This window comes from Brevundimonas sp. UBA5936 (assembly GCA_002430835.1).
Lineage (GTDB): Bacteria > Pseudomonadota > Alphaproteobacteria > Caulobacterales > Caulobacteraceae > Brevundimonas.
Genome location: DJDA01000074.1, coordinates 1 through 24,688 on the forward strand (window position 1 = coordinate 1; position 24,688 = coordinate 24,688).

Sequence of the window (24,688 nt, forward strand, 5' to 3'; positions counted from 1 at the left end):
CCAGGGGTCAGTTGCGCGGCCGGGCGGCCGAACCGCTCGGACGCTTCGCGCGCGAAGTGGCGGGCCAGGATGACGGCGTCGTCCTCGCGCTCCGCCAGGGAGAGCGCGGCCGCCTCGACCGTCGCCAGCCGCCGCCGCAAGGCCGCGGACAAGCCAGTCGTTCCTGCAAGCAGGCTGAAGCAGCGCAGCGTCGAGGGCAGTTGATCCAACAGCCGCGACTGCGCCACGTCGTCCAGCGCCTCCACATGACGCAGGATGATCGCCCCCTCTTCCGGATCGAAGCGCCAGGCGGCCGGATCGCGCAGGTCGATCTTGCGCAGCGGCTGATCGGCCAGAGGCGAGGCCGCGTGGATCGCCCTGGCCGTCAAGGTGCGGCCCGCGCCCGACGGTCCGACCACCGCGACGCTGGCCGTCGTCGGGCCGATGCGGCGGATCAGATCGCGTAATCGCTGGACGGCGGCGCTGTCGCCCAGCAGCCGCGCCGGAGCGGCCTCGCCCGCGACGGGCGGCGCCGACGGCGTTTCAACGGACGCACGGCGGACGATCGCGGCCTCGACCTTGGCGATCAGGTCGCGATTGCGCCAGGGTTTCATGACGAAGTCGCGCGCCCCCGCCTGCATGGCCGCCACCGCGATGCCGACGCCGCTGTGCGCCGTGATGACCACGACACAGGCCGCCGGATCGTCCGCCATGATCCGGCGAAGACAGCCCAGGCCTTCTTCGCCGCTCGTTTCGCCGGGGCCGAAATTCATGTCCAGCAGCACGGCGTCGTATCGCGCGGAGGCCAGACGCGACAGCGCCTCCTGCGGTCCCGGCGCGAACTCCAGCCGATGGCCCGCCACCTGAAAGGCGATCTCCATCGCTCGAGCCACCACCGTATTGTCGTCCACCAGCAGAACCGAAGCGCCTCTTGACGCGCCCTGCGACTGTCCATCGCCGGACACTGTGGCCGGACGCGGACGCACGCCGCCCTCCTGATCTTCAAAAACAGCTTTGATCATAGGGACTTAGGTTTCTCCGCTGCGCCGGGCGAGACTGAAACCATAATGTCCGAACACGCAAAGCACGCAACCTCATCGACCGGCCCCGCAGGCGGCGCCGCCATGGACCGTCGTCTGGAGCGACAGCGCCCGCCGTGGTGGCGACGGCGCGCGGTCTTGGCCGTCGTCGCACTGGCCGTCGTCGGCGGCGCGGCCTGGCGCCTGCTGCCCTCGAGCGGATCGACCAATATCGCCGCCGCCGATGTCGAGACGGGCGTGGTCCAGCGCGCCGCTTTCGACGACTACATCCCCGTGCGGGCCGTCGCCGCGCCGCGCGTCAGCACCCTGGTCGGCGCCCTGACCGGCGGCCAGGTCGAACGGCTTCTGGTCGAAGACGGGGTGATGGTCGCCGAGGGCCAGCCCCTCGCCGTCCTGTCCAACCCCGAGCTGAAGCTGGAGGTTCTGACCCGCGAGGCCCAGATCGTCGGCCAGCTGGGCGACGCCTCGGCGCAGGATCTGGGCCTGCAGCGCAACCGCCTGGACCGCGAGGCCCAGATCGACCAGGCCAGCTATGACCTTCTGCGGGCGCGCCGCGAACATGACATCCGCCGCCAGCTGTACGAACGGGGCTTCCTGTCCGAGGCCGGCGTCCGCTCCTTCGCCGAAGAGGCCGGCTATCAGGAGAGCCGGCTGAAGCAGCTTCAGGCCGGACAGGCGACGGAATCCCGCATCACCGCCGCCCAGGCGAACCGCTTGGCGGAGGTGCGCCAGCGACTGGCGGGCAATCTGGAAGCGGTGCGCGCCGGCCTCGACGCCCTGGTGATCCGCGCGCCGACCGCCGGGCGGCTGACGAACTTCAGCCTTCAGCCCGGCCAGGCGCTGAAGGCCGGCGACCCGGCTGGGCAGATCGACAGCGAAGGCGCCTGGAAGCTGGAAGCCGACGTCGATGAATACTACCTCGGCCGCATCACCACAGGTCAGAAGGCCCGAACGTCAGAGGGGGCGACGCTGACGGTCTCGCGAGTTCTGCCCGCCGTGTCCGAAGGCCGTTTCAAGGTCGAGCTGACCTTTGACGGGCGCACGCCGAACGGGCTGAATCGCGGCCAGACGCTGGACCTGCGGATCACGCTCGGCGCCGCGCGCTCCGCCCTCGTCGCCCCCGTCGGCGGCTGGCTGGAAGGCGCGGGCGACGCGGCCTCCGTCTTCGTACTGGACAAGGACGGCGGCCACGCCCGCCGCCGCCCGATCGAATTGGGCCGCCGCAATCCGACGCAGGTCGAAATCCTCTCCGGCCTGTCGCCCGGCGACCGTATCGTCACCTCCAACACCGCCTCCATCAGGGGCGACAAACTGAACATCCGTGGAAAGGGCCACCTGTGATCCGTCTCGAGAACATCCAGCGCCGCTACGTCTCCGACGATGTCGAGACCACCGCGCTTCATGACATCGACCTCGAGGTCGCCCAGGGCGAATTCCTCGCCATCATGGGTCCGTCCGGATGCGGCAAGTCCACCCTGCTGAACACCCTGGGCGCCGTCGACCGGCCCAGCGGCGGCCGCTATCTGTTCGGCGAGCGCGACCTGGCGGCCTTGGGCGAAACGGCCCTGGCCCGCTTCCGCGGCGAGACGCTGGGCTTCGTCTTTCAGAGCTTCAACCTGATCGACGAGCTGACCATCGCCGAGAACATCGAACTGGGCCTGATCTACCGCAAGGATCGCCAGACCGATCGACGCGCCCGCGTCGCCGCCGCCATGGACAAGGTCGGCATCGCCCACCGCGCCCAGCACTATCCGCATCAGCTGTCCGGCGGTCAGCAGCAGCGCGCGGCCATCGCCCGCGCCATCGTCGGCGCCCCCAAGCTGATCCTGGCGGACGAGCCTACCGGCAACCTCGACACCCAGAACGGCCAACAGGTCATGGACATCCTGAGCGGGCTGAACGCCGCAGGAGCCACCATCGTCATGGTCACTCACTCGCCCAGCCATGCGGACATGGCCAAGCGCCGCATCGACATGCTGGACGGCCGGATCGTCGCCTCCGCCTCGCGCGCCGTCTGAACTCGGGGGACACGCTGATGAACCGTTTCGCGCTTGTGTCGCTTTATCGCGGCCTGATCCGTCACCCGCTGTATACGGCGGTGAACGTCGGCGGGCTGGCGATGGGCATCGCCGTCTTCATCCTGCTCGGCCTCTACGTGCGGTTCGAGACCAGCTTCGAGACCTGGCTGCCCGAGCACCAGACCGTCTATCAGATCCAGAACGAGTGGAACCTGCCCGGCAGCCCGTTCAACGGCGTCATGCCGAACACGCCCAGCGGCCTTCTGGAGATGATTCAGGAGGACTTCCCCGAAGCGAAGGGAACGCGGATCCTGACCTCGGGCAAGATCATCCACAACGGCGTGGCGACATCCGAAAACATCGCCCATGTCGACCCTGATTTCCTCGACATCTTCCATCTGGAGATGGTGCACGGCGACGCCCGCACGGCGCTGCGCGACCCGGCCAATCTGCTGCTCAGCGAGGCGGCGGCCAGGCGTTATTTCGGTTCTGCTAACCCGATCGGCCGCACCCTGGCCTTGTCCGATGGCGAAGACGCCCAGCCGCGCAAGGTCGTGGGCGTGTTCCGCGATCTGCCCGCCAACACCGAGCTCGACTTCACCGCCCTGACGCCGATGAAGGGCCCCGCGCCCGACGACATGGCGATGTGGCGTAATCTCGGCGCCCTGACCCTCACGACCTATCTGCGCTTCGACACCCCAGCCCAGGCCCGCGCCTTCTCTCAAAAGCTGCCCGCCTTCGTGGAGCGTCATGGCGGCGACCTGGGAGAAAAGCCGTCCGACACCCTGCGCTATCTGCTGACGCCGATCGCAGACCTGCGCCTCGCCCCCGGCGGCAAGGCCTCGGACAGTCGTCGCCAGACCATCGCCATGTTGGGCCTCGTCGGCCTGCTGGCCCTGGTCATCGCCGTCGTCAACTATGTGAACCTGGCCGTGGCCCGCGCCGGGCTGCGCGCCCGTGAAGTGGCCATGCGCAAGGTGGTCGGCGCCTCGCGCGGCGCGCTGATCCGACAGTTCCTGGGCGAGGCCATGGTGCTGGTCGCCTTGGCCGCCCTGGTCGGGCTGATCCTGGCCGAGCTGGGATTGCCGCTGATCAACGCCGCCGCCGATCTGTCCTTGATCCTGCCCTATGGCGTGGTTCTGCCCGTTCTGGCGCTACTGGTCGTCGTCATCGGCGCGGTGGCGGGCTTCTATCCGGCCGTCCTGCTGTCGCGCTATCCGGCGGCTCTGGTTCTGGCCTCGGCCCGGTCGCCCGGCGGCGGGCGCGCGGGAGCGCGTGTGCGCGAAGCCCTGGTCGTCCTGCAGTTCACCCTGGCCACCGGATTCATCATCGCCGCCGGGGTGCTGTTCGCCCAGATGCAGCACGTCCGCAGCGCTGACCTGGGCTTCCAGCGCGAGGGCCTGCTGATCGTACCCGCCATGACGGATTCCAGCCTGTCGGAAAGTCAGCGCCTGGCGCTTCTGGCCGCCTTCCGCGACATTCCGGGCGTCACCCATGTCACCACGGGCACCCTCGCCGCCGGCGGCTCCTACAGCCACTCCGCCGAGAACATTCAGCTTCCCGGCGTGCCGGGCGACGGCCCGACCGTGCGCAAGATCTCCGTCGGACCGGACTTCTTCGCGACCTATGACATGAAACCCGTTGCGGGGCGGGTGTTCGACCCAAGCCACCGCCGCGACGACTCCACCGACACCGAAAAAGTCGGCGATTTCAACATCGTCATCAACCGCAAGGCCGCCAAGGTTCTCGGCTTCGCCTCGCCTCAGGACGCGATCGGCAAGACGGTCGGCGGCGGCCGCCCCCGCACCATCGTCGGCGTGGTCGAGGACGCCCGCTTCTTCTCGCCTCGCGCAGCCATCGACCCGGCGGTCTATACCTACAAGGCGCGCATGCCCAACTGGCCGATGGCGACCGTACGTTATCAAGGCGATCCCCGTCAGGTGATGGAGCAGACGCGCGCCGTCTGGCGGCGGATGGCGCCCAGCACGCCCTTCGACGGCGCCCACGCCGACCGCCGCCTGACGGAGCTCTATGCCGCCGACGACCGCGCCGCGCGCCTGTTCGGCATGGGCGCCGGGCTGGCGATCCTGATCGGCTGCGTCGGCCTGTGGGGTCTCGCCTCCTTCAGCACCCAGCAGCGGGTGAAGGAGATTGGCATCCGCAAGACGCTGGGCGCCTCGTCCTCGGACATCGTCAAGTTGCTGGTCGTCCAGTTCCTGCGGCCGGTGCTGATCGCCAACCTGTTCGCCTGGCCGCTGGCCTTCTTCGCCGCGCGCACCTGGCTGGCGGGTTTCGACGATCGCATCGCCCTGTCGCCGCTCTACTTCATCGGCGCCAGCCTCGTGGCCGTGCTCATCGCCGTGCTGACCGTGCTCAGCCAGTCCGTTCGCGCCAGCCGCGCGGCCCCAGCGTGGGCGCTGCGCCATGACTAGAGCGCCCCTGGCTTCGGGCTCTTTCACTTGATGCTCTGGCGACTGTTCGGTGCTGACCATCGTCTTCCTTGTCGGCGGCGGACTGCACGCGGCCGCCGGCCTGGTTCATCCTTAGCCTCGAGCGGAAGCACGCGGCCTGAGGAGCCTGGAGCACCTCAACCAGGCGCTCGAAAACTATCGGGGTCGCTTCAGCTGCGAGATCGTCACATTAACGCAGCACCGCCTACTGCTGCCCGAGATCGCCCCTGCCCCCTCAGCGACGCCGTCGACCTGGTCCTGGCGGACGCCAGCTGTTCCGCCGAAGCGGGCGCCCGCAAGTCGAAACGCACGGCGGTCTTCCACGGCAGACGCCTGATCTCCGGCGCCCTGGCCTAACGCTCAGCCGTTCAGGAACTGCTGCAACCGCGGTGCGACGTAGTCGAGGAATACCCGCACCCGTTCCGGCATGCGCGGGCCGCCCAGGAAGACGGCGTGGATTTCCTCCTCGTCCCGCTCGATCACGTCGCCCAGCACCTCCACCAGGCGACCGGCGGCCAGGTCGGCGCGGACATGGTAATCGCCCATCCGCGCCAGTCCGACACCGGCCAAGGCCATGCGTCGGACCGTCTCGCCGTTGTTGCCCAACAGGGAACCGTAGACCACGCGCTCCACGATCCGCCCGCCCTCCTTGAGCGGCCAGACCGGCACTGCACGGCGGAAGTTGAAGCCCAGGCAATTGTGCCGCGACAGATCCTCGGCGGTCTGGGGCGCGCCATGGCGCTCCAGATAGGCGGGCGAAGCGACGATCTTACGGTGCGCCGTGCCGATCCGGCGCGCCACCATGCCTGAGTCCGGCAGACGCCCAACCCGAAAGGCGACGTCGGTGCGGTCGAGGTAGAGGTCGACAACCTCGTCCGATAGCGACAGATCGACGACGATGTTGGGATAGGCCCGCCAGAAGTCGGGCAGCAAGGGCTCCAGTCCCAGCACCCCAAGCGCGACGGAGACGTTGACCCGCACCCGGCCGCCCGTCGCCGCCGCCCCCTGGGACAACTCCTGCTCGATAAGATCCAGATCCTGCAGCAGGGTCAGGCTGCGCTCGTAATAGACCTCGCCCTCAGCGGTCAGGGACAGGCGCCGCGTCGAGCGTTCGATCAGGCGCACACCCAGCCGATCCTCCACGCGCGAGATCAGCTTGCTGACGGTCGAAGGCGTCATGCCCAGCAGCCGAGCCGCTTCAGAAAAGCTCCCGCTCTCCACCACGCGCAGGAAGACCTGCATCTCGCCAGCCCGATTGTCCATCGTCGCGCCATCCATGATTTTATTTCACAGATGATGGGAATTTCAGCGTGATTATCAAGTTTTGATCGAGGCCCTACTTCTCGCGACGTCCTTCAGGGGCCTTCAGCGAGGAGTTTTTCAGATGCAGACCGTCACCGCCCACGGCGCCGCCATTCCAGCCCTGGGCTTCGGCGTCTTCCGCATGTCCGACGCGGAGGTGGAACGGGTCGTTCCCGCCGCGCTCGAGGCCGGCTTCCGCCACTTCGACACCGCCCAGATCTATCAGAACGAGGCCGCGCTCGGCCGGGCCCTTCAGGCCGCAGGCGCGCGTCGTGAAGACCTGTTCCTGACCACCAAGGTCTGGGTCGACCACTACGGGGCCGATGCCTTCGCCGCCTCGGTCGATGAGAGCCTGGAGCGGCTGAAGATCGATCAGGTCGACCTGCTGCTGCTGCACTGGCCCGCCGATCAGGTTCCGATCGCCGAACAGATCGAACGGCTGAACGCCGTCCACCCCCGCCCGCCTGGCCGAGAACATCGCCGTCTTCAACTTCGCTCTGGATGACGGCGACATGGCCGCTGTCGCCGCCCTGGCCCGTCCCGACGGCCGCCTGGTCAGCCCGACGGGCCTGGCCCCGGCCTGGGACGCCTGAGGATTACGCCAATGGACACCACCGCCTCCATGACCGTCACGCCGACCGCGACGCCCGCTCACGCCCGCTGGGCTCTTCTGGCCCTGGCCGTGGGCGCCTTCGGCATCGGCACCACCGAGTTCTCGCCCATGGGCCTGCTGCCCGTGATCGCAGAAGGGGTCGACGTCTCGATCCCCAAGGCCGGCCTGCTGATCAGCGCCTATGCAATCGGGGTCATGATCGGAGCGCCGATCATGACCCTTGCCTTCACCCGTTTCGGCAAGCGCACGGCCCTCATCCTGCTGATGGCCATCTTCACCCTGGGCAATCTGATGTCGGCCATGGCGCCGGGCTACTTCACCCTGCTGGCCGCGCGCCTGGTGACCAGCCTCAACCACGGGGCTTTCTTCGGTCTGGGCGCCGTCGTGGCCGCCAGCGTCGTGCCCAAGGAGAAGCAGGCCAGCGCCGTCGCCGCCATGTTCATGGGCCTGACCATCGCCAATATCGGCGGAGTGCCGGCCGCTACCTGGATCGGCCAGCAGATCGGCTGGCGCATGGCCTTCGCCGGCACGGCCGTGATCGGCGTTCTGGCCATCGCGGCCCTGTGGTTCGCCTTGCCCAGGGGCGAGCGCGGCGTCATGCCCGACGTTCGGCGCGAACTGCGCGTGCTGACGCGCCCGCCGGTGCTGCTGGCCATGGCGACCACCGTCATGGGCGCCGGCGCCATGTTCACCCTCTACACCTATGTCGCCCCGGCGCTCGAGACCCTGACCGGCGCGTCGAACAGTTTCGTCACCCTGGGCCTGGCCCTGATCGGGGTCGGTTTCACCATCGGCAACTGGCTGGGCGGGCGACTGGCCGACTGGTCGCTGGACGGCGCGACCAAGATCTTCCTCGGCGCCCTGGCGGTCATCATGTTCGTCCTGCCCTTCGTGTTCAGCAGCCCCGTCGGCGTCGTGATCGGCCTGTTGCTCTGGGGCGGCGCGGCCTTCGCCATCGTCCCGCCGGTCCAGATGCGCGTGATGGAGGCGGCGTCCGAAGCCCCAGGCCTGGCCTCGTCCATCAATGTCGGGGCCTTCAATCTCGGCAACGCCCTGGGCGCGGCCGTGGGCGCGGCGGTCATCAGCCTGAACCTGGGCTATGCAGCGATCCCCGTCACCGGAGGCCTGCTGGCCGCCGCCGGTCTCGGCCTCGTGTTCCTCGCCGCGCAACGATCCTGAACTGCCCGATTTCAGACGAACCCGGCGACCGCTGAAATCGCTAAGACGCACTCCCCGACCGACGCCGAGACCTAGATAGTCGAGCTTCAAACCCGAGAGAATGACGAGTTGAAGCCCTTGCCCGGATTCTGACTCGGCATCCGACGCTAGAGCCAGCCTTCTGCACGCAAGACGCCGACACGGGCGCGAGACACCGGCGCTTCCAACCCGCCGCTCAGACGCAGCCGGATATTGCGCCCGTCCTCAACCACTGCGACCACGCCAGCGCGCGCCACCCACCACGAGCGGTGCGTCTGCGTCCCGTCCACATCCTTCAGACCCGCCACGGCTTGAGACAGGGACATCAACACCAGAGCCGAGCCCTGCGTCGTATGCACCCGAACATAGTGATCCTCCATCTGCAGACACAGGATGGTTCGCCCCAGCCGGGACGGCAGCCGATCGCGCGGATCGGCGGATTCGGCGTCGGGCTTTTTCGCCGTCGCCTCACGCGGGCGCGTCGCCCACATCATGCCCGCCGTGGCCAAAGCGCTGATCACCAGGCCCTGCCCATACCATTCCAGCCAGCCGACCTGCTCCACCACCGGCCACAACCGCACCGCCAGCGTCCGGCTGAGCATGACGGGCAGCAGGGTCAGCACCGCCACCATCGGCGGAGCCCAGACCCATGCAGAAATCCCTCGCGCCTCAGCCTGCCGCGCCAGGATCGGGAAACTGACGCCGAAGGCCAGCCACCCAGCCCACAGGCAGACCACCCAATAGGCCGTCCGCACCGGCAAGCTCCCGCTCAGATAACTGCCGAACGGCCCTATGACGCCCAGCGCCAGCCCCACAGCGGTCGAGACGGCGAAGCCTACGGTCGCCGCCTGCCATCGCCGATCCTTCAATCCCCTCGATTCCATGGCCGCAGACTAGCAAGCGCCGTCGCCGATAACAGCCGTTCGCCGGACTGCGAACCCGTTCGCCCATTCGCCCATATCCGCTGGCGAAACGGTGTTCCGAGACCTCACACAGCCTCATCACTCGTCGCCTGAGGGCCTAACAAATGAACACAGCCTCCCTGATCGTCGCCGCCTCCGTCTTGCTGGGCGCCTGCGCCGCAACCGCCGCCCCCGCGCCCCTCGTCCAGCCCAAAGCCGCCGCCCCCATAATCCGCGACGGCGTGCTCTCCATGGGCCTGACCATTCCCGATGGCGATCAGCCGGCCATTGAAGCGGGCGTCTGGGTTCCGACGGATAAAGGGACCGGGCCGCGCCCCCTGATCGTCATTTCCCACGGAAACGGAGGCGACTTCCGCAGCCATCACGACACCGCCGCAGCTCTGGCCAAGGCCGGCTTCGTCGTCGCCGCCCTGACCCACACCGGCGACAACTGGCGCGATCAAAGCCGCGCCACCGACCTCGTCGGTCGCACGCGCCAGCTGTCGGTCCTGATCGACTACATGACCCGGGACTGGAGCGCCCGCGCCGGCATAGACGCCGACCGCATCGGCGCCTTCGGCTTTTCCGCCGGGGGCTTCACGGTCCTGGCGGCGGCCGGCGGCGATCCTGACCTCAGCCGACTGACCGACCATTGCCACGCCAACCCCGGCTTCTACGACTGCCGTCTGATTGGTCAGCACGTCGGCACATTAAAGGACGGTGCAGCCGCCCCGCACCTGCCGCACGACGCCCGGCTCAAGGCCCTGGTCGTCGCCGCCCCCGCTCTGGGCTTTACCTTCACAAAAGAGGGGCTGAGCAAGCTCACCCAGCCGATCCAGTTGTGGCAGGCGGGCGCCGATCAGATCCTGCCCGCCCCCTATTACGTCGAGCCCATACGCGACGCCCTGCCCACGCCGCCCGAATACCGCCACGTCGAGGGCGCCGCCCACTTCGACTTTCTGCCGCCCTGCTCGCCTCAGTTGGCGGCGGCCGCCCCGATGATCTGCACCCCAACCCCCGGTTTCGAGCGCGCGGCCTTCCACGAGACGCTGAACCGAGAGGTGATCAGCTTTTTCAAAGCCCACCTCTAGGTGATCGATACACGCCCGGCGGAGACATGGCCGCATCTCTCACGCATCGGTCGACGCCTCTTCAAGGACAAGGCAGGGGGATCATTCATTTCCCTGCATAACGCACCTCTGCGCGACCTCGCCGCCCCGGCAGGCCAGGACGGCGATACAAATGCGTGCGCCAAAGTTCAGGTCAACCTGATGGTGTCCGCCTGGGCGTGTAACCGCTCCGTCATGGCGTTCACCTTCTGCTTCAGAGCCGCCATGTCGACGCCGACCATGCGGCCGTCGCGCTTGCGCGCTACGCCGGCCACCCAGACGCTGTCGAGATCCGAGTAGCTGCTGAAGTTGGCCACTCGCTCGGCCAGGGCGCGCATGACCGGGAAGTCCAGGCGGTCCGTGCGCAGCAGCAGGACGTCGGCCCGCTTGCCCACGCTGATCGTGCCGGCGCGCTCCTCGCGGATGGCGGCGGCGGCTCGGCCCGAGGCCATGTTCAGCACGTCTTCGGCCGACATGGACAAGGCGATCTGCTTGCCCTCGTCCGTGCGGAACAGATTGTAGTAAGAGCCCCGCACGTGCTGGAAATAGTCGTGGGTGAAGGCCACGCCGGTGTCGATGCCGATACCGACCTTGACCCCGGCCCGCGCCGCCCGGCCATGCACCGAAGGGAAGGGATAGCTGTGCTCGCCCATGGTGGTGGCGCAGATCATGGAATCGTTGTCGCGCATCATCTGCAGTTCGACATCGTGCATGCCGTGACCGTGGGCGATGTGGAAGTCCGGCCCCAGCAGGCCCGCCTCGCCCATCTGCCGGACGTTCTGCAGCGACTGGTCGCTGAACGGCTTGTCCGAGCGGTGATAGTGGACGGCCAGAACATGCGGCTGCAGGCGACGGATGCGAGCAAAGGTCTCGGCCGTGCGGCTGATCGGCGCGTCCTGATAGATGGGCGAGGCCAGACCGAAGCGCAGCAGGTCGTCATCGCCGCTGAACAGGCTGCGCACGTGCTCGGCGATGCGCCAGTGGTCCTCGTCCGGGGCCTGGCCGCTATTGGTCATGATCTGGGCCATGGTCGCCGACCCGCCCGGCCCGAAGACCGGATGGCGCGACAGTTGCCAGGCGAACGTCCCCGGCAGGCCGGAGTCCCGCAGGCCCTTCACCGCCTGCTCGACCGCCTCGGCCGAGTGGAAGGTGTGGCAGAAGTCGAGCACCGAGGTGACGCCGGAATCGATCGACAGCAACCCGCCCGCATACTGAGCCAGATAGGCGTCTTCAGGCGTGTAGCAGACGTCCACACGCATCTTCCAGTTGATGTAGTCGTTGATGACCGGCGAAATCTTGGGAATGGCGCCGGAATGGACGCTCTGCCAGATATGGCGGTGGCCATCGACCATGCCAGGCATCAGGATCATGCCCGTCGCGTCCACGACCTCGGCGCCGTCGACGGCCAGGGCCTTGCCGATAGCGACGATCTTGCCGCCTTCCATCAACACGTCAGTCCCGTACAGCTCGCCCAACTGCGGGTCCAGGGTGATGACGTCGGCGTTGCGGATCAGGGTGCGGCGGGCCGGGCCGATGCGCTCGGGCGCACGGGCCGTCGCAGCGACGGCGGGACGGGCCGTCGTCCCCACCGCCGCCGCCAGCAGCCCTCCCGACGCCAGCCCCAGAAGGCCCTTCCTGGTGATGCTCATGGTCTCAATCCTCCCATTGCCGCCCGGCCGCGCGAACGACCGGGCGATCTGTTTTTCTTGGATTAAAGCGCGGCCTTAGAACCGCATGCGGACGCCCATCTGGAAGCGGCGGCCGATCACGTCATAGAGACCCACGTCCGTATTGGCGTCGCCGACCAGGAAGGTGCCCATGATCGGCGGATCCTCGTCGAACAGGTTCTCGACGCCGCCGAACAGCTCGACCGTCTCATTGACGTCGTAGGAGCCGCTGAGGGCGGTGTAGATGCGGGACGGGGTCTTCTGGATCGCGGCGCTGAAGCCGGGATAAAGCTCCATCTCGCCGACCATGTGCGCCTGAAGACGCACGGTCAGAGGCCCGCTGACGTAGTTGGCGCCGGCCCGCAGCTTGAAGTCCGGCGTGCCCGGCACGCCCAGGCCCGAACATCCGTTGCCGAAGCGCCCGGCGCAGTCGATCGCCGGCTGATCCGCCAGCACGTTCATCGACCGTTCGAACATCCAGCTGGCCATGACGTTCAGCGCCATGGAGGCGCCCTCGCCCGGCAGGCCGAAACGATCCGGCATGTCGAAACGATAGTCGGCCTGCACGTCCACGCCGTTGACGGTCATGGAGCCGATGTTCTGCAGATTGCCGGCCAGGGTCTCGATCTGGCCGTTGCTCATCCGCCGGATCGAGCGGCAGGTGGTCGAACCCTGATCCAGGGTCGTGAAGCAGTCGTTCAGGATCTGGTTGGCGTTCAGCGAGGTGATGGCGTCATCGACCTGAATGTCGAAGTAGTCGACGGCGAGGTTCAGCCCTTCGATCCACGGCGCGCGCAGCACGAAGCCGGCGGTGAAGGTCTTGGACGTCTCCTCCCGCAGACTGGTGTTGCCGCCGGTGATGATGTCGAAATAGGGCTGATCCTGGCTGAAGTTGTCGATGTCCGAGGCCGACACGCCCTGGGCCACGCACAGGGCCTTCTGGGCCGCCGTGGGGTTGCGCGAGACGACGCAAGGGTCTTCACCCGACGACGGCACGACCAGGATCGGCGCGAACAGCTCGCTGATGTTCGGGGCGCGGATGGCCTCGTTGTAGGCGACGCGGAAACGCAGCCAGTCGGTCGGCTCATACTCGCCGCCCAGCTTCCAGGTGGTGACGCCGTCGACCGAGGAATAGTCGCTGTATCGAGCCGCCGCTTCGATCGCCAGGGAGTGGACGAACGGCAGGTCGGCCAGGATCGGCACGCGCACTTCACCGAAGAATTCGGTCACGTCGACCTGACCGGCCAGCGGCGATTCCGAACGGTTGGCGTATTCGCCGCCGCGATCCATGGCGCTGGGATTGAATTCGAAGCTTTCGTCCCGGTACTCGAAGCCCAGCGCCGCCGACAATGGCCCGGCGGGCAGTTCGAACAGGTCGCCGGCGAGCGTGCCGCCGAACACCTGACGCTCGAAGATCTCATTGGCGGCCCGGTCGGGCGCCAGGAAGTCGCGCGCCGCCGGATCGATCGAATCCAGCCCGAAGACGTTGACCGGGACGCAGTTGAACGCCTGCACCGCGCAGACCACCTGGCCGTCGGGGCGGGCCACGGCGTCCAGCGCCTGGCTCAGACGGGTCGATGAGACCGTGCCCTTGCGCAGGGAATCCATGCGATTGCGCTGATACTGATAGAAGACGTCCCACTTCAGGTCGCGCCCGGCCAGGGCCAGATCGCCCTTCAGCCCGGTGGTGACGCCGAAGGAGGCGCGCTCATAGCGGCTTTCGCGCGCGCCCAGTTCGTTGAAGCGGCGCGAGGCGCCGACGATAGCCGCCGTGCCGTCGCCGTCAGGGTCGAACAGGGCGCGGTTGTCGACAAAGAAGTCGCGCACCGACTGCGAGAACAGCGGATGGGTGGCGTAGTTCGGGACCAGCAGGGTCGAGGTCGGCGCGCCGGGGCTGGACAGGGTGATGGAGTCCGGCGCGACCATGGTGAAGTTGCGGCTGTTGACGAAGAATCCCTCCGCATAGGCCTCGATCTTGTCGGTCAGGTCGTAGCGGGCGATCGACGACAGCTGGAAGCGTTCCAGCGGGCGCAGCAGATAGCTGTAGTCGGCGTAGTTGTAGGCGCTCTGCGGATTGCAATAGGGGCCGGGAACCCCGCCCTCGCCGAAGACAATGCCCGTCGTCGCGTCACACGGTCCCGACGCCGTCAGATCGACGCCGACCAACTGGGCGCGCTGAGCCGCCGACAGGCCGATGCGGGTGCCCGGCACATTGCTGGCCCCCCCCGGAACCAACTGGCCGTTGACCGTATCCAGCGGAATGGCGGCGAAATCTCGCGATGACTGCATCACCGCCTCGCGATCCGAATAGCTGGCGGCGAAGACCACATTGCCGCGCCCGTCGTCGGCGTTGGCGCCGAAGGTGATGTCCAGCTTGTTCGAGGCGCCGTCGTCCTCAAAGGTGCGGCCGTGGCTATAGGCGATCTCCAGCCCCTGGAAATCGCGCTTGAGGATGAAGTTCACCGCCCCGGCGATGGCATCCGAGCCATAGACGGCCGAGGCGCCGCCGGACATGATGTCGACCCGCTGCACCAGGGCGTCAGGGATCGCGGCCAGATCGACCGCGCCTTCGGAATCCGCCGGGATGAAGCGGCGGCCGTTGACCATGACCAGAGTCCGCTTCGAGCCCAGGCTGCGCAGGTTGGCCGTCAGCACCCCGGCCCCGCCGTTCAGGTTGACCGACGAGGTGCGCCCGCCCGCCAGTTGCGGGAACTGATTCAGGACGTTCTCGATGGTGACGCTGCCCGAGGCGCGGATGTCTTCGGCGCCGACCACGGCGACCGGGCTGGCCGCCGTCAGATCGTTGCGGACCAGGCGCGAGCCGGTGACGACGATTTCATCGACGCTGACCGCCTCGTCCTGGGCTAAAGGGAGGGGCGCGGCCTCCTGCGTCGTCGCCGGGCGCGCCGGCGCTTCCTTGACCACCGCCAGCAAGCCGGATTCGTCGCGACGGACCTTCAAGGCCGTGCCCGCCAGCAGGCGGTTCAGCGCATCGGCGGGCGCGACCTTGCCGCGCACAGGCCCCGCGCGCAGTCCGCGCAGGTCGTCGATGCGATAGACCACCGGCTGCGGCGACTGACGTGCATAGGCCTCGAGCGCCGCCATCAGATCGCCCGCCGGAATGTTGAAATCGACCGCTGCCTGAGCCGTCGCCGAAGCTGCGAACGCCAGCGTCGCCATACACGCGCCAGCCGCCAGTGAGGCGCGCAGCACCTTGAAATTATTCATGAATGAAACCCCTCGCAAGCGGCTCCGTCATCACGGCCCGCTAATAGGGAAGACGAACGCCCGCTCACGATCCGGTACGCGGATGTGAAATAATTATGGCGCCGTCCCGCCGCTTGACCTCCAGGCCGTAGGCGGTGTGCAGGACATCGGCGAAAGCCTCCACATCCGCCGCCTCGAACGAGCCGCCGATCTGCAGCGCCGCCGTCTCGGGGTCGGCCACGATCAGCCGCGTGCGGTTGTAACGATTGAAAGCCGCCGCCACCTCGGCCAGGGAGGCCTGGCTGAACTGCAGCCGGCCGTCGCGCCAGCTCATCTCTTGCGCAATCGCCGTCAACCCCGGCGTCGAGACCTCGACCTTGCCGCGCGCCACGCGGGCCTCCTGCCCCGGTCCCAGGCGCCGGGCCGTCGTCTTGGCGCCCTCGACCCGGACGCGGCCTTCGGACACGCGCACCAGCAGGCTCTTACCGTCACGCCGCACAGAGAATTTGGTGCCCTCGACCACCACCCGCCCCTCTTCAGAGCGGACGACGAAGGGGCGGCCGTCATGGGCCACGTCGAAATAGGCCTCGCCCCGCGTCAGCCAGACGGTGCGCTCATCCCCGCCGATGTCGGCCTTCACCTGGGTGTCGCTGTTCAGCTCGATCCGCGAACCATCCGACAAGGGCGTCACTGCACGCCCGCCCAGAGAGGTCTCATAGACGTCCTGCGACAGCAGCATGACTCCCATAGGAGCAACGGCCAGCAAGGCCGCCACGGCGACGACCGCCGCGATCACGGGCCGTTTCCTGACGGCGGGCGGCCAGGACGCCTGGCGCCTTATCGCTTGCCCCGTGCGCCTGCTTCCGGCGCGGACCGGTTCCGCCGGGCGCAACGCCGCCAGACGATCCGCCCGTCCCCAGGCCGCCTTGAGCCGCAGATAGGCCACGCGACGCCGCGTATCCGCATCGAGCCAGGCGTCCAGCTCCGCCTCTTCGGCCGCGGTGAGCGCGCCCTTGTCCTGGCGCGCCAGCCAGGCGGCGGCGCAGGTTTCGATGCTGTCGCTCATCGGCGCCTCCTCGCCAGGCTGACCCGTCGACCGGGGCCGTCGTCGGCCTCGTTCTTCTCGGCGTAGAGACCGTCGGCCAGAAGCCGCACCCCCTTGCTGACCTGCCGTTCGACCGTATCCTCGGTAATACCCATGCGCGTCGCCACCTCGCGCTGCGACAGGCCCTGTATCTTGCGCAGCTCGACCACTTCGCGGCAGCGCGGCGGCAAGGTCTGAAGAACCTGCTGCAACCGGCCCAACTCGAGCCGGGCCGTCATGTGCCGCTCCGTCGCCGCCAGCTCCGGCGCTTCGCCCAGACGGCTCAGGTCGTCCACAAAGTCGATGGAGACCACCCGTTCGCGGCGCGCCCGGTCGATCAGCAGATTGCGCGCGATCCTCATGATGAAGGAGCCGACATGCGCCGGTCGGCCCGCCCGCGCCGCGTCATAGATCCGCGCATAGACCTCCTGCCGCAGATCGTCGATCTCATGCCGCGCCCGCCAATTTCGCCGCAGATAGGCCGTGACGCGGCCTTCCAGAGGCAATACCTCCGTCACGAACCACTCATCGCACTCGCGCTTGTCCATCACCGATCGCACATAACCATCCAGACGCGGACACCCTGGATGGGTAGACGAGCCAGCGAGAAAAATCCGGTATCCACCGGCTCACTCAAAATTCTTAGTGATGCGCACGCGCAGCGGACGAAATGGCGTCATTCAGTCGCGTGTTGTTGCGATCATTAGCGAAGCGCGCGCCGCCCCAGATCCAGTTCCTTCGCCTGGTTCCTCAGAGCACGCCGATCGGTCTTGCCGACGGCCGTACGGGGAATGTCCACGCACAGTTCGATCCAGTGGGGTTTCTTGTATGAGGCGATCTGGCGCCCGACATGAGCGATCAGGTCGGCCGGGTCCGCCTCGTCACGCAGCACGACGAACGCCACCACTGCCTCCACCCATTTGTCGTTGGGCGCGCCGACCACCGCCGCCGCCTGGACGGCGGGGTGGCTCATCAGGGCGTCTTCGACCTCACGCGGGTAGACGTTATAGCCGCCCGAGATGATCATGTCGGACGTTCGGTCCTTCAGGTGAAGGACGCCCTCGGCGTCGATCAGGCCGACATCGCGCGTGTGCACCCAGCCTTCGGCGTCGAAGGTTTCGCGGGTCAGCTCGTCCGCCTTGAAATACCCCCTGGCGGCGCAGTCGCCGCGCACCAGGATTTCTCCAGCCTCGCCCGGCCCGGCGTCAGCGCCGTCTTCGCGCAGGATGCGGATTTCCATCTCTAGGACCGGCCGACCACAGGCGCCCAGGCGGTCGCCTTCATGGTCCTCGGGCCGCAGCACGGCCAGGGCCAGGGGTGCTTCTGTCTGACCGTAATACTGCCAGAACTTGTCCTGACCGAAGCGGGCCATGGCGCGCTCGATCACCGGGCGCGGCATGGGCGAGGCGCCGTAGATGATCCGTTGCAGTGAAGACAGATCACGGCTGTCCAACTCTGGGCGCTCCAGCAGCATCTGCAGCATGGTCGGCACAAGATTGATCGCCGTCGCGCCGTACCGCTCGATTGCGGCGAGGAAAGCGTCTGGCGCGAAACCGGGCAGGACGACGCTGCGTCCGCCTCTCACCCACAGGGGCAAGATGAAGGTGCCGCTGGCGTGGATCAGCGAAGCCGCGTGCAGCATCACGTCGTCCGGCCCTGCGTTGAACAGGTTCAGCAGGATGTTGCGACAGATCGCAGCGCATGAGGTCTGAGTGTGCTCGACAGCCTTCAAAACGCCCGTCGTGCCCGAGGTATAGAGGGTCAGGATGACGTCCGTCGGCTGCGGTCGATAGGAAGGCGGCGTGTCCTCTTCCCCTGCGGCTGCGGCCTCCAGGTCGACCCCGCTCGCGGCCTCGCCCAAGGTCAAGACGATCAGTTCCGGCAAGGCCGCCTTGAGACCCTGCGCGCGCTCCAGCAGGGCCAGATCACAAACGACAAACCGGCACTCGGCCTCACGGACCATGCGGACATGCTCGTCGAGCGACAACCGCGCGTTCAGCGGCACCCGGTTCACCCCCGCCTTCGCACAGGCGAAGTCGAACGGCATGCTGGCGATGGAGTTGTTGATCAGCAGGGCCGCCCGCGCGCCCGGCGTGACGCCCTGAGCCTGCATGGCGCGCCCATAGCGGTTCGCGCGGGCGTTCACCTGAGCAAAGGTTTGTTCGACCTCGCCCACGACCATGGCGATGCGATCGGCGTGCTGGGCGGCGCCGCGCTCGACCAGTTCAACATAAAGAGGGGCGGTCATTGAGCCTTCTCCTCTTTCGCAGCCTTGAAGACGCCGTGGCGCCCCTCACCGGCGACGAAGCGTCCTGCACCATTCACGCCCTCCGCCTTGACGATGGGAACGCCGTGCCGTCCTTCCTGGCGCAGCGCTTCCGCCAGAGGGTAGTCCCACTGGCGATGCGCGCTCATGCGATCCGCCTTCATGCAGGCCTGGGGGAAGGCGGCGATCTCATGCGCCAAGGCCTCAGCCGCTTGCCTGGCCTGCCCGTTGGGAACCACCCGGTTCGCCAGTCCCATGGTCGCCGCCTCGGCCGCATCCACCGGCCGGCCGGTCAGGATCATGTCGAGCGCACGGGACATTCCGATCAACCTCGGCAGGCGCACCGTCCCGCCGTCGATCAGCGGCACCCCCCAGCGACGACAGAAGACGCCGAAGGTCGCCCCCTCTTCCGCCACCCGCAGATCGGCCAGCAAGGCGAGCTCCAGCCCGCCCGCAACCGCATAGCCCGACACCGCCGCGATCAGAGGCTTTTCCAGCATCAGGCGGCTGGGCCCCATCGGCCCCGCACCGCCGCCCTCGGCGTCCAGTTCCAGCGCGCGCTCGGCATCCGTCACCGCAGACAGGTCCGCACCCGAACAGAAGACGCCGTGATCGCCCCACAGAACCGCCACGCGCTGCTCGGGGTCCGCCTCAAAGGCTAAAAAGGCCTCGCGCAGAGCCTGAGCCATGGGACCGTCGACGGCGTTCCGTCGTTCGGGCCGATCCATGATGATGGTCGTCACTGGACCGTTGATCTCACTCCTGACTCCGCGCGACATGAGGCCTCCAAACATTACAAAAACTGTCTGATTTGGACTATGTCAGAAATATTTTGCGGCTGGCAAGTTCAGGGTTAGGCCTCGACCATGGAAACACCGCTCCCGCCTGCGACAGACCTGCTCATGGACCTATTGAGCGTCCCGGCCGGTCGCCCGCTCAGCGTCCGCGCGCTTTGCAGCGCCGGCGAGCATCTGGGCTTTCCCGAAAACGCCGTGCGCGTCGCCCTCACCCGTCTGGTGCGACAGGGGAAGATCGAGAAGGTCGGCCGCGGGGCCTACGCCGTGCATCCGTCGCAATTGCCGCTGATCAACGATGTCGCCCATTGGCGCTCGCGACTGGACTGGATGGGGCCGTGGGACGGCGGCTGGATCGCGGTGGCCAGCCCCTCCATGCCCGCCGCCCAGCGCACGGCGCAGCGACGCCACGACCGGGCCCTGGATCTGCGTGGTTTTCGCGCCTGGCGTCCGGGCTTTCATGTCCGCCCCGACAATCTGATCGGGGGCGCCGAGGCCCTGAGCAAACAGCTTGCGCATCTGGGCCTGGCCGAGGGTGCGGAAGTCGTCGCGCTGAAACCCCTGCGCCACGACCAGACCCAGGACGTCGCCTTCCTGTGGGACGTGGGCGCCCTGCACCACGCCTATGGCGAACTGCTGGCGCAGGTCGAGGGCAGCCTCCGCCGACAGCCCACGCTGGAACTGGGCGCCGCCGCGCGCGAATCCCTGCTGCTGGGCAGGACCGTCATCGCCCGTCTGGCGCGTGACCCTCTATTGCCCGACGCCTTGATGAAGGGCGACGCGCGTCATCGCCTCGTTCAGGCCATGGACGCCTATCAGCAGGCCAGCCGCAGCGTCTGGGAAGCCCTGATCACGCCCTCGGATCAGCAAGCCTGACGGCTCAACGATCCCCCGTCAGTTTACCGGATGGCTGGACGACAGGCCTCCGTCCACGACCAGGGCGTGACCGTTGACATAGGCGGCCTCGGGCGAGGCCAGGAAGGCGATGGCGTCGGCGATCTCTTCGACCGCTCCGCCTCGGCGCAGCGGGTTGATCCGGCCGATCTGCCCCTCCCGCCCCTTGGCGCGGGCGTGATCATAGATGACCTGGGTCATGCCCGTTTCGATCAGGCCGGGGCAGACGGCGTTGATGCGAATCCCTGTGCCCGCCAGCTGCTGCGCAGCGGTCTGAACAAGGTTGATCACGCCCGCCTTGGAGGCGGAATAGGCCGGTCCGCCCGCCCCCGCGCGCAAGCCCGCCACCGACGCAGTGCAGACGATGGCGCCCTGGCGTCCGGCGTCCTTCATAAGCCGCGCGCCATGCTTGATGGCCAGGAACGGACCGATCAGATTGACCCGCAACAGAGCGGCCCAGTCGTTCTCATCCTGCTCGAACAAGCCGACGAAGCCGCCGCTGATCCCAGCGTTGGCGCAGACGATGTCGACGCCGCCGTGGCGCGCCGTCGCCGTTTCAAGCAAGGCGATCACATCAGCCTCGCTGCCTGCATCGCCCTTGAAGGAGACAATGCCGGCGGCGTCATCGGCGATTCGTTCAATGTCTTCGCTCAGATCAGCGGCCAGAACGCGCGCGCCTTCCGCCGCGAACAGCCGGGCGGCGGCGCGGCCGATGCCCGAGGCGGCGCCGGTCACGACGACACTCTTATCTTGAAAGCGCGGCCTCACAGCATACCGGTGACGGTCGAACCGCTGTCGACCACCAGCGTATGGCCGCTGACATTGGCGCCTGCCTCAGCCAGGGCCTCGGCGATGGCCCGGCCGATGCCGCGTGATGAGCCGGTGATGATGGCGGTCTTGCCGCTCAGATCAAACATACGCATGGGGAGGATGTCCTTATTCTTCGGCGCCGGCCAGGCGGGCTTCACGCCAGGCGGCCTTGGTCAGGGGTTCGAGCATGGCCACAGCGTCGGCGGCCTTGGCGCTGGAGGCGTTGCCCGACAGCATCCGCTTCTTCACGCCCTGAATGATGCCGATCAGGCGGAACAGATTGAAGGCGAAGTGCCAGTGCAGGTCCGGCAGGGCGTCGCGGCCGGTGGCGGCGCAATACCGCCGGGCCATGTCGTCCAGCGACGGAATGCCCGCGGCCTCAAGATCCAGACCGTTCAGACCGGCGCGGCCGTCGGCGGGCAGGATCCAGTTCATGGCCATATAGGCGAAGTCCGCCAGCGGATCGCCCAGCGTCGCCAGCTCCCAGTCCAGCACGGCGCGGACGGTCATGGAGTCCGGCGCATAGATCAGATTGTCGATGCGATAGTCGCCGTGGATGATGGCGGTGCGCGTCTGTTCCGGCGCGGTGCGCGGCAGGAAGTCGACCAGGCGCTCGACCTCGGGCAGGTCGTCGGTCTGGGCGGCGCGATACTGTTTGGTCCAGCGGGCGACCTGACGCTCGAAATAGTTGCCGGGGCGGCCGAAGTCCTCCAGCCCCACGGCGACCGGATCGACGCTGTGCAACTGCGCCAGCGTATCGACCATGGCCTCATAGGCGGCGCGGCGTTCACCCGGCGTCAGGTCCGGCAGGGCGCCGTTCCAGAAGGTGCGGCCTTCGACCAGCTCCATCACATAGAAGGCCGACCCGATGACGGCGTCGTCCTGACACACGGCCAGCGGCGCAGGCACGGGAAAGCCGGTCGGATGCAGGGCGCTGATCAGCCGGTATTCTCGCTCGACCGCATGGGCCGAAGGCAGCAGCGGGCCGAAGGGCCGACGGCGCAGGACATAGTCCCGGCCGTCGATGGTCATCCGGTAGGTCGGGTTCGACTGGCCGCCGGGGAACTTCTCCAGACGGATGTCGGCGGGCGCGGCGGGCAGGACGCCCGCCAGCCACTGTCCCAGACGCGCGACGTCCAGATCGCTCATCGGGCCGCCTCCGCGTGGCGGGCGAACTCGGACCGGGCGATGGCGCGGGCGTGGACCTCGTCCGGGCCGTCGGCGAAGCGCAGGGTGCGGATGCCCGCCCAGGCGGCCGCCAGTTCGAAGTCCTGGGACACGCCGCCGCCGCCGTGGGCCTGAATGGCGTCGTCGATGATGCGCAGGGCCATCATCGGCGCCTGGACCTTGATCATGGCGATCTCGTCCTTGGCCGCCTTATTGCCCGCGCGGTCCATCATGTCGGCGGCCTTCAGGCACAGCAGGCGCGTCATCTCGATGTCGATGCGGGCGCGTGCGACGCGTTCTTCCCAGACCGAATGCTCGCCGATCCGCTTGCCGAAGGCGACGCGCGATATCAGCCGACGCGCCATCGCCTCCAGCGCCTCTTCGGCCGCGCCGATGGTGCGCATGCAGTGGTGGATGCGGCCCGGGCCGAGGCGCCCCTGCGCGATCTCGAAACCGCGCCCCTCGCCCAACAGGATGTTCTCGACCGGCACGCGCACGTCGGTCAGGCTGACCTCCATGTGGCCGTGCGGGGCGTGGTCATAGCCATAGACGCTCAGCGGCCGCTCGATCTTCACGCCCGGCGCATCCATCGGGACCAGGATCATCGACTGCTGGCGATAGGTCTTGGCGTCCGGGTCGGTCTTGCCCATGACGATGGCGATGCGACAGCGCGGATCACCCGCCCCGGACGACCACCATTTGCGGCCGTTGATGACATAGTGGTCGCCGTCGCGACGGATCTCGGTCTGGATGTTGGTGGCGTCGGACGAGGCGACGGCCGGTTCGGTCATCAGGAAGGCCGAGCGGATCTCGCCGTTCATCAGCGGCGTCAGCCATTTCGCCTTCTGCGCGGGCGTGCCGTAGCGGTGCAGCACCTCCATGTTGCCGGTGTCGGGCGCCGAGCAGTTGAACACCTCGCTGGCCCATTCGATGCGGCCCATCTCTTCGGCGCACAGGGCGTATTCGAGGTTGGTCAGGCGCTCGCCCGTGAACTCGAAATCATCGGGCTCATCTATGCCTTCGGGCGCGGGCGGCATGAACAGGTTCCACAACCCGGCGGCGCGCGCCTCGCCCTTCAGCGCCTCGATCGAGGGCAGGGGCGCGGCCCAGCGGTCGCCTTCGGCCACCTCGGCTTGGACGGCGGCGATGCGCGGGCGCACCTTCTCGGCCATGAAGGCCCGGACGCGCGCCTGGAACGACCGTTCGCGTTCCGTCAGGGTGAAATCCATCGTTTGCTCCCGATCAGGACCGACGGCCCAGCGTCTCGTCCATCTGACGAATTAACTCCCGCGCCTCATCACCCTCGGGGATCGGGCGCCCGCTGTCGCGCCAGGCGATGGCCGACTTGAAGCCTTCGGTCTGGGCATGGCGGCGGAACCAGAGACCTTCCGGATTATGGCGCGTAATGCCGTCGAACACCGTCGCCATCATCTGCGACTGCTCCAGCCCCATGGTCAGCATGACCTGGTTGACCACCATCTTGTGCATGGCCAGGTGCGAGCGCGGCACCCCGGCGATCCGCTCGGCCAGGCGCAGCGCGGCGGCGTCCAGGTCTTCCGGCGCGGCCACGATATTGGCCAGGCCCCAGTCGCCCGCCGTCTTGCCCGTGATGAGATCGCCGGTGAACATCAACTGCTTGGCGCGCGCCGGACCCAGGCGATAGGTCCACATGGCCGTCGTCGGGCACCCCCAAACGCGCGTCGGCATGTAGCCGATGCGGGCGTCCTCAGCCATGACCAGCAGATCGCAGCACAGGGCGATATCGCTGCCGCCCGCAACGGCCGCGCCGTGGACCTTGGCGATCGTCGGCTTGGCGCAGCGCCACAGCGCCATGAAGTCCTCGGTGTTCCGCTTCATCCGCGCATAGTCGTCCATGGGATCCCATGGATGACGCTCCTGCTGGCATGGATGATCGATCTGGCTCTCCGCCGAGGCCGCCAGATCATACCCCCCGCAGAAACCAGGACCGGCCCCCTCGACGATGATGACGTGCACTTCGTCGTTCCGTTCGGCCCACTCCACCGCTGCGCGGATCTCGCCGGGCATCTCGTCCGTGATGGCATTGAAGCGCTCGGGTCGGTTCAGCAGCAGCCTGGCGATGCGCGGCTGCTGGGGATCCTGTTCGATCTGCAAACTGGTGAAGACAGGCATGCGAGGCTCCTCGGTTGACGAGGCGGACAATGGGTCGC

The 24,688-nt window shown here is 67.7% G+C and carries 20 protein-coding genes and 1 pseudogene; 7 read left to right on the plus strand and 14 right to left on the minus strand.

Going from position 1 to position 24,688, the window contains the following annotated elements:
- The coding region (locus B2Y21_RS07040; protein WP_292058331.1) for a sigma-54-dependent transcriptional regulator at positions 1-965 on the minus strand (965 nt) is incomplete at its 3' end.
- Positions 966-1,046: 81 nt separating this feature from the next.
- On the opposite strand from B2Y21_RS07040, the gene B2Y21_RS07045 reads away from it, so the two are divergent.
- Genes B2Y21_RS07045 through B2Y21_RS07055 form a run of 3 tightly spaced genes read left to right on the plus strand, consistent with a single transcriptional unit; the run spans position 1,047 to position 5,469 of the window.
- Positions 1,047-2,360 (plus strand): efflux RND transporter periplasmic adaptor subunit, encoded by a 1,314-nt coding sequence (locus tag B2Y21_RS07045; protein ID WP_292058335.1) that lies wholly within the window; start codon positions 1,047-1,049, stop codon positions 2,358-2,360.
- The gene (locus B2Y21_RS07050) at positions 2,357-3,037 is read left to right on the plus strand and encodes an ABC transporter ATP-binding protein (RefSeq protein ID WP_292058337.1); all 681 of its coding nucleotides are present in this window, start codon (positions 2,357-2,359) and stop codon (positions 3,035-3,037) included. Before B2Y21_RS07045 ends, B2Y21_RS07050 begins: the two co-directional genes overlap by 4 nt.
- Positions 3,038-3,054: 17 nt before the next feature.
- Positions 3,055-5,469 carry an ABC transporter permease gene (locus B2Y21_RS07055; RefSeq protein WP_292058339.1) on the plus strand — a complete coding sequence of 805 codons (2,415 nt, stop codon included), beginning with the start codon at positions 3,055-3,057 and terminating at the stop codon, positions 5,467-5,469.
- A 378-nt stretch (positions 5,470-5,847) separates the two neighbouring features.
- Here B2Y21_RS07055 and B2Y21_RS07060 read toward each other — a convergent pair whose 3' ends face one another.
- Positions 5,848-6,750, minus strand: coding sequence for a LysR family transcriptional regulator (locus B2Y21_RS07060; RefSeq protein WP_292058342.1), 903 nt, complete (start codon positions 6,748-6,750; stop codon positions 5,848-5,850).
- A gap of 121 nt (positions 6,751-6,871) precedes the next feature.
- On the opposite strand from B2Y21_RS07060, the gene B2Y21_RS07065 reads away from it, so the two are divergent.
- Entirely contained in the window at positions 6,872-7,294 is a 423-nt protein-coding gene (locus B2Y21_RS07065; RefSeq protein ID WP_292058345.1) for an aldo/keto reductase, read from the plus strand.
- A gap of 99 nt (positions 7,295-7,393) precedes the next feature.
- Positions 7,394-8,581 carry an MFS transporter gene (locus tag B2Y21_RS07070; protein ID WP_292058347.1) on the plus strand — a complete coding sequence of 396 codons (1,188 nt, stop codon included), beginning with the start codon at positions 7,394-7,396 and terminating at the stop codon, positions 8,579-8,581.
- A gap of 146 nt (positions 8,582-8,727) precedes the next feature.
- Here the strand turns inward: B2Y21_RS07070 and B2Y21_RS07075 are convergent, their stop codons facing one another.
- Entirely contained in the window at positions 8,728-9,468 is a 741-nt protein-coding gene (locus B2Y21_RS07075; protein WP_292058349.1) for a LytTR family DNA-binding domain-containing protein, read from the minus strand.
- A gap of 158 nt (positions 9,469-9,626) precedes the next feature.
- On the opposite strand from B2Y21_RS07075, the gene B2Y21_RS07080 reads away from it, so the two are divergent.
- Entirely contained in the window at positions 9,627-10,592 is a 966-nt protein-coding gene (locus tag B2Y21_RS07080) for an alpha/beta hydrolase family protein (protein WP_292058351.1), read from the plus strand.
- A gap of 167 nt (positions 10,593-10,759) precedes the next feature.
- Here B2Y21_RS07080 and B2Y21_RS07085 read toward each other — a convergent pair whose 3' ends face one another.
- The 6 genes from B2Y21_RS07085 to B2Y21_RS07110 all read right to left on the minus strand — a co-directional run bounded on the left by B2Y21_RS07085 (position 10,760) and on the right by B2Y21_RS07110 (position 19,577).
- A complete protein-coding gene (locus tag B2Y21_RS07085) occupies positions 10,760-12,259 on the minus strand; it encodes an amidohydrolase family protein (RefSeq protein ID WP_292058353.1) in 1,500 nt (499 codons plus the stop codon).
- Positions 12,260-12,334: 75 nt separating this feature from the next.
- Positions 12,335-15,505, minus strand: coding sequence for a TonB-dependent receptor (locus B2Y21_RS07090; protein ID WP_292058355.1), 3,171 nt, complete (start codon positions 15,503-15,505; stop codon positions 12,335-12,337).
- 64 nt (positions 15,506-15,569) lie between these two features.
- The gene (locus B2Y21_RS07095) at positions 15,570-16,550 is read right to left on the minus strand and encodes a FecR family protein (RefSeq protein WP_292058357.1); all 981 of its coding nucleotides are present in this window, start codon (positions 16,548-16,550) and stop codon (positions 15,570-15,572) included.
- Positions 16,547-17,086 (minus strand): RNA polymerase sigma factor, encoded by a 540-nt coding sequence (locus B2Y21_RS07100; RefSeq protein ID WP_292058359.1) that lies wholly within the window; start codon positions 17,084-17,086, stop codon positions 16,547-16,549. The genes B2Y21_RS07095 and B2Y21_RS07100 overlap by 4 nt, the downstream gene beginning before the upstream one ends.
- A 185-nt stretch (positions 17,087-17,271) precedes the next feature.
- Entirely contained in the window at positions 17,272-18,816 is a 1,545-nt protein-coding gene (locus B2Y21_RS07105) for a class I adenylate-forming enzyme family protein (RefSeq protein WP_292058361.1), read from the minus strand.
- A complete protein-coding gene (locus tag B2Y21_RS07110; protein WP_409410751.1) occupies positions 18,813-19,577 on the minus strand; it encodes a crotonase/enoyl-CoA hydratase family protein in 765 nt (254 codons plus the stop codon). Before B2Y21_RS07110 ends, B2Y21_RS07105 begins: the two co-directional genes overlap by 4 nt.
- Positions 19,578-19,700: 123 nt before the next feature.
- Between B2Y21_RS07110 and B2Y21_RS07115 the strand changes: the two genes are divergently transcribed.
- Positions 19,701-20,504: a type IV toxin-antitoxin system AbiEi family antitoxin domain-containing protein gene (locus tag B2Y21_RS07115; RefSeq protein ID WP_292058368.1), complete on the plus strand. Its 804-nt coding sequence runs from the start codon at positions 19,701-19,703 to the stop codon at positions 20,502-20,504.
- A gap of 18 nt (positions 20,505-20,522) precedes the next feature.
- Here the strand turns inward: B2Y21_RS07115 and B2Y21_RS07120 are convergent, their stop codons facing one another.
- The 5 genes and pseudogenes from B2Y21_RS07120 to B2Y21_RS07140 form a co-directional block, all read right to left on the minus strand.
- Positions 20,523-21,257, minus strand: coding sequence for an SDR family NAD(P)-dependent oxidoreductase (locus tag B2Y21_RS07120; protein WP_292058371.1), 735 nt, complete (start codon positions 21,255-21,257; stop codon positions 20,523-20,525).
- An 83-nt stretch (positions 21,258-21,340) separates the two neighbouring features.
- A pseudogene (locus tag B2Y21_RS07125) lies at positions 21,341-21,445 on the minus strand (SDR family NAD(P)-dependent oxidoreductase); the annotation flags it as partial.
- A gap of 13 nt (positions 21,446-21,458) precedes the next feature.
- The gene (locus tag B2Y21_RS07130; protein WP_292058373.1) at positions 21,459-22,481 is read right to left on the minus strand and encodes a phosphotransferase family protein; all 1,023 of its coding nucleotides are present in this window, start codon (positions 22,479-22,481) and stop codon (positions 21,459-21,461) included.
- The gene (locus tag B2Y21_RS07135) at positions 22,478-23,728 is read right to left on the minus strand and encodes an acyl-CoA dehydrogenase family protein (protein ID WP_292058375.1); all 1,251 of its coding nucleotides are present in this window, start codon (positions 23,726-23,728) and stop codon (positions 22,478-22,480) included. The genes B2Y21_RS07130 and B2Y21_RS07135 overlap by 4 nt, the downstream gene beginning before the upstream one ends.
- Before the next feature lie 13 nt (positions 23,729-23,741).
- Complete coding sequence (locus tag B2Y21_RS07140; protein ID WP_292058378.1) at positions 23,742-24,650, minus strand: crotonase/enoyl-CoA hydratase family protein; 909 nt, start codon at positions 24,648-24,650, stop codon at positions 23,742-23,744.
- Between the last annotated feature and the right edge of the window lie 38 nt (positions 24,651-24,688).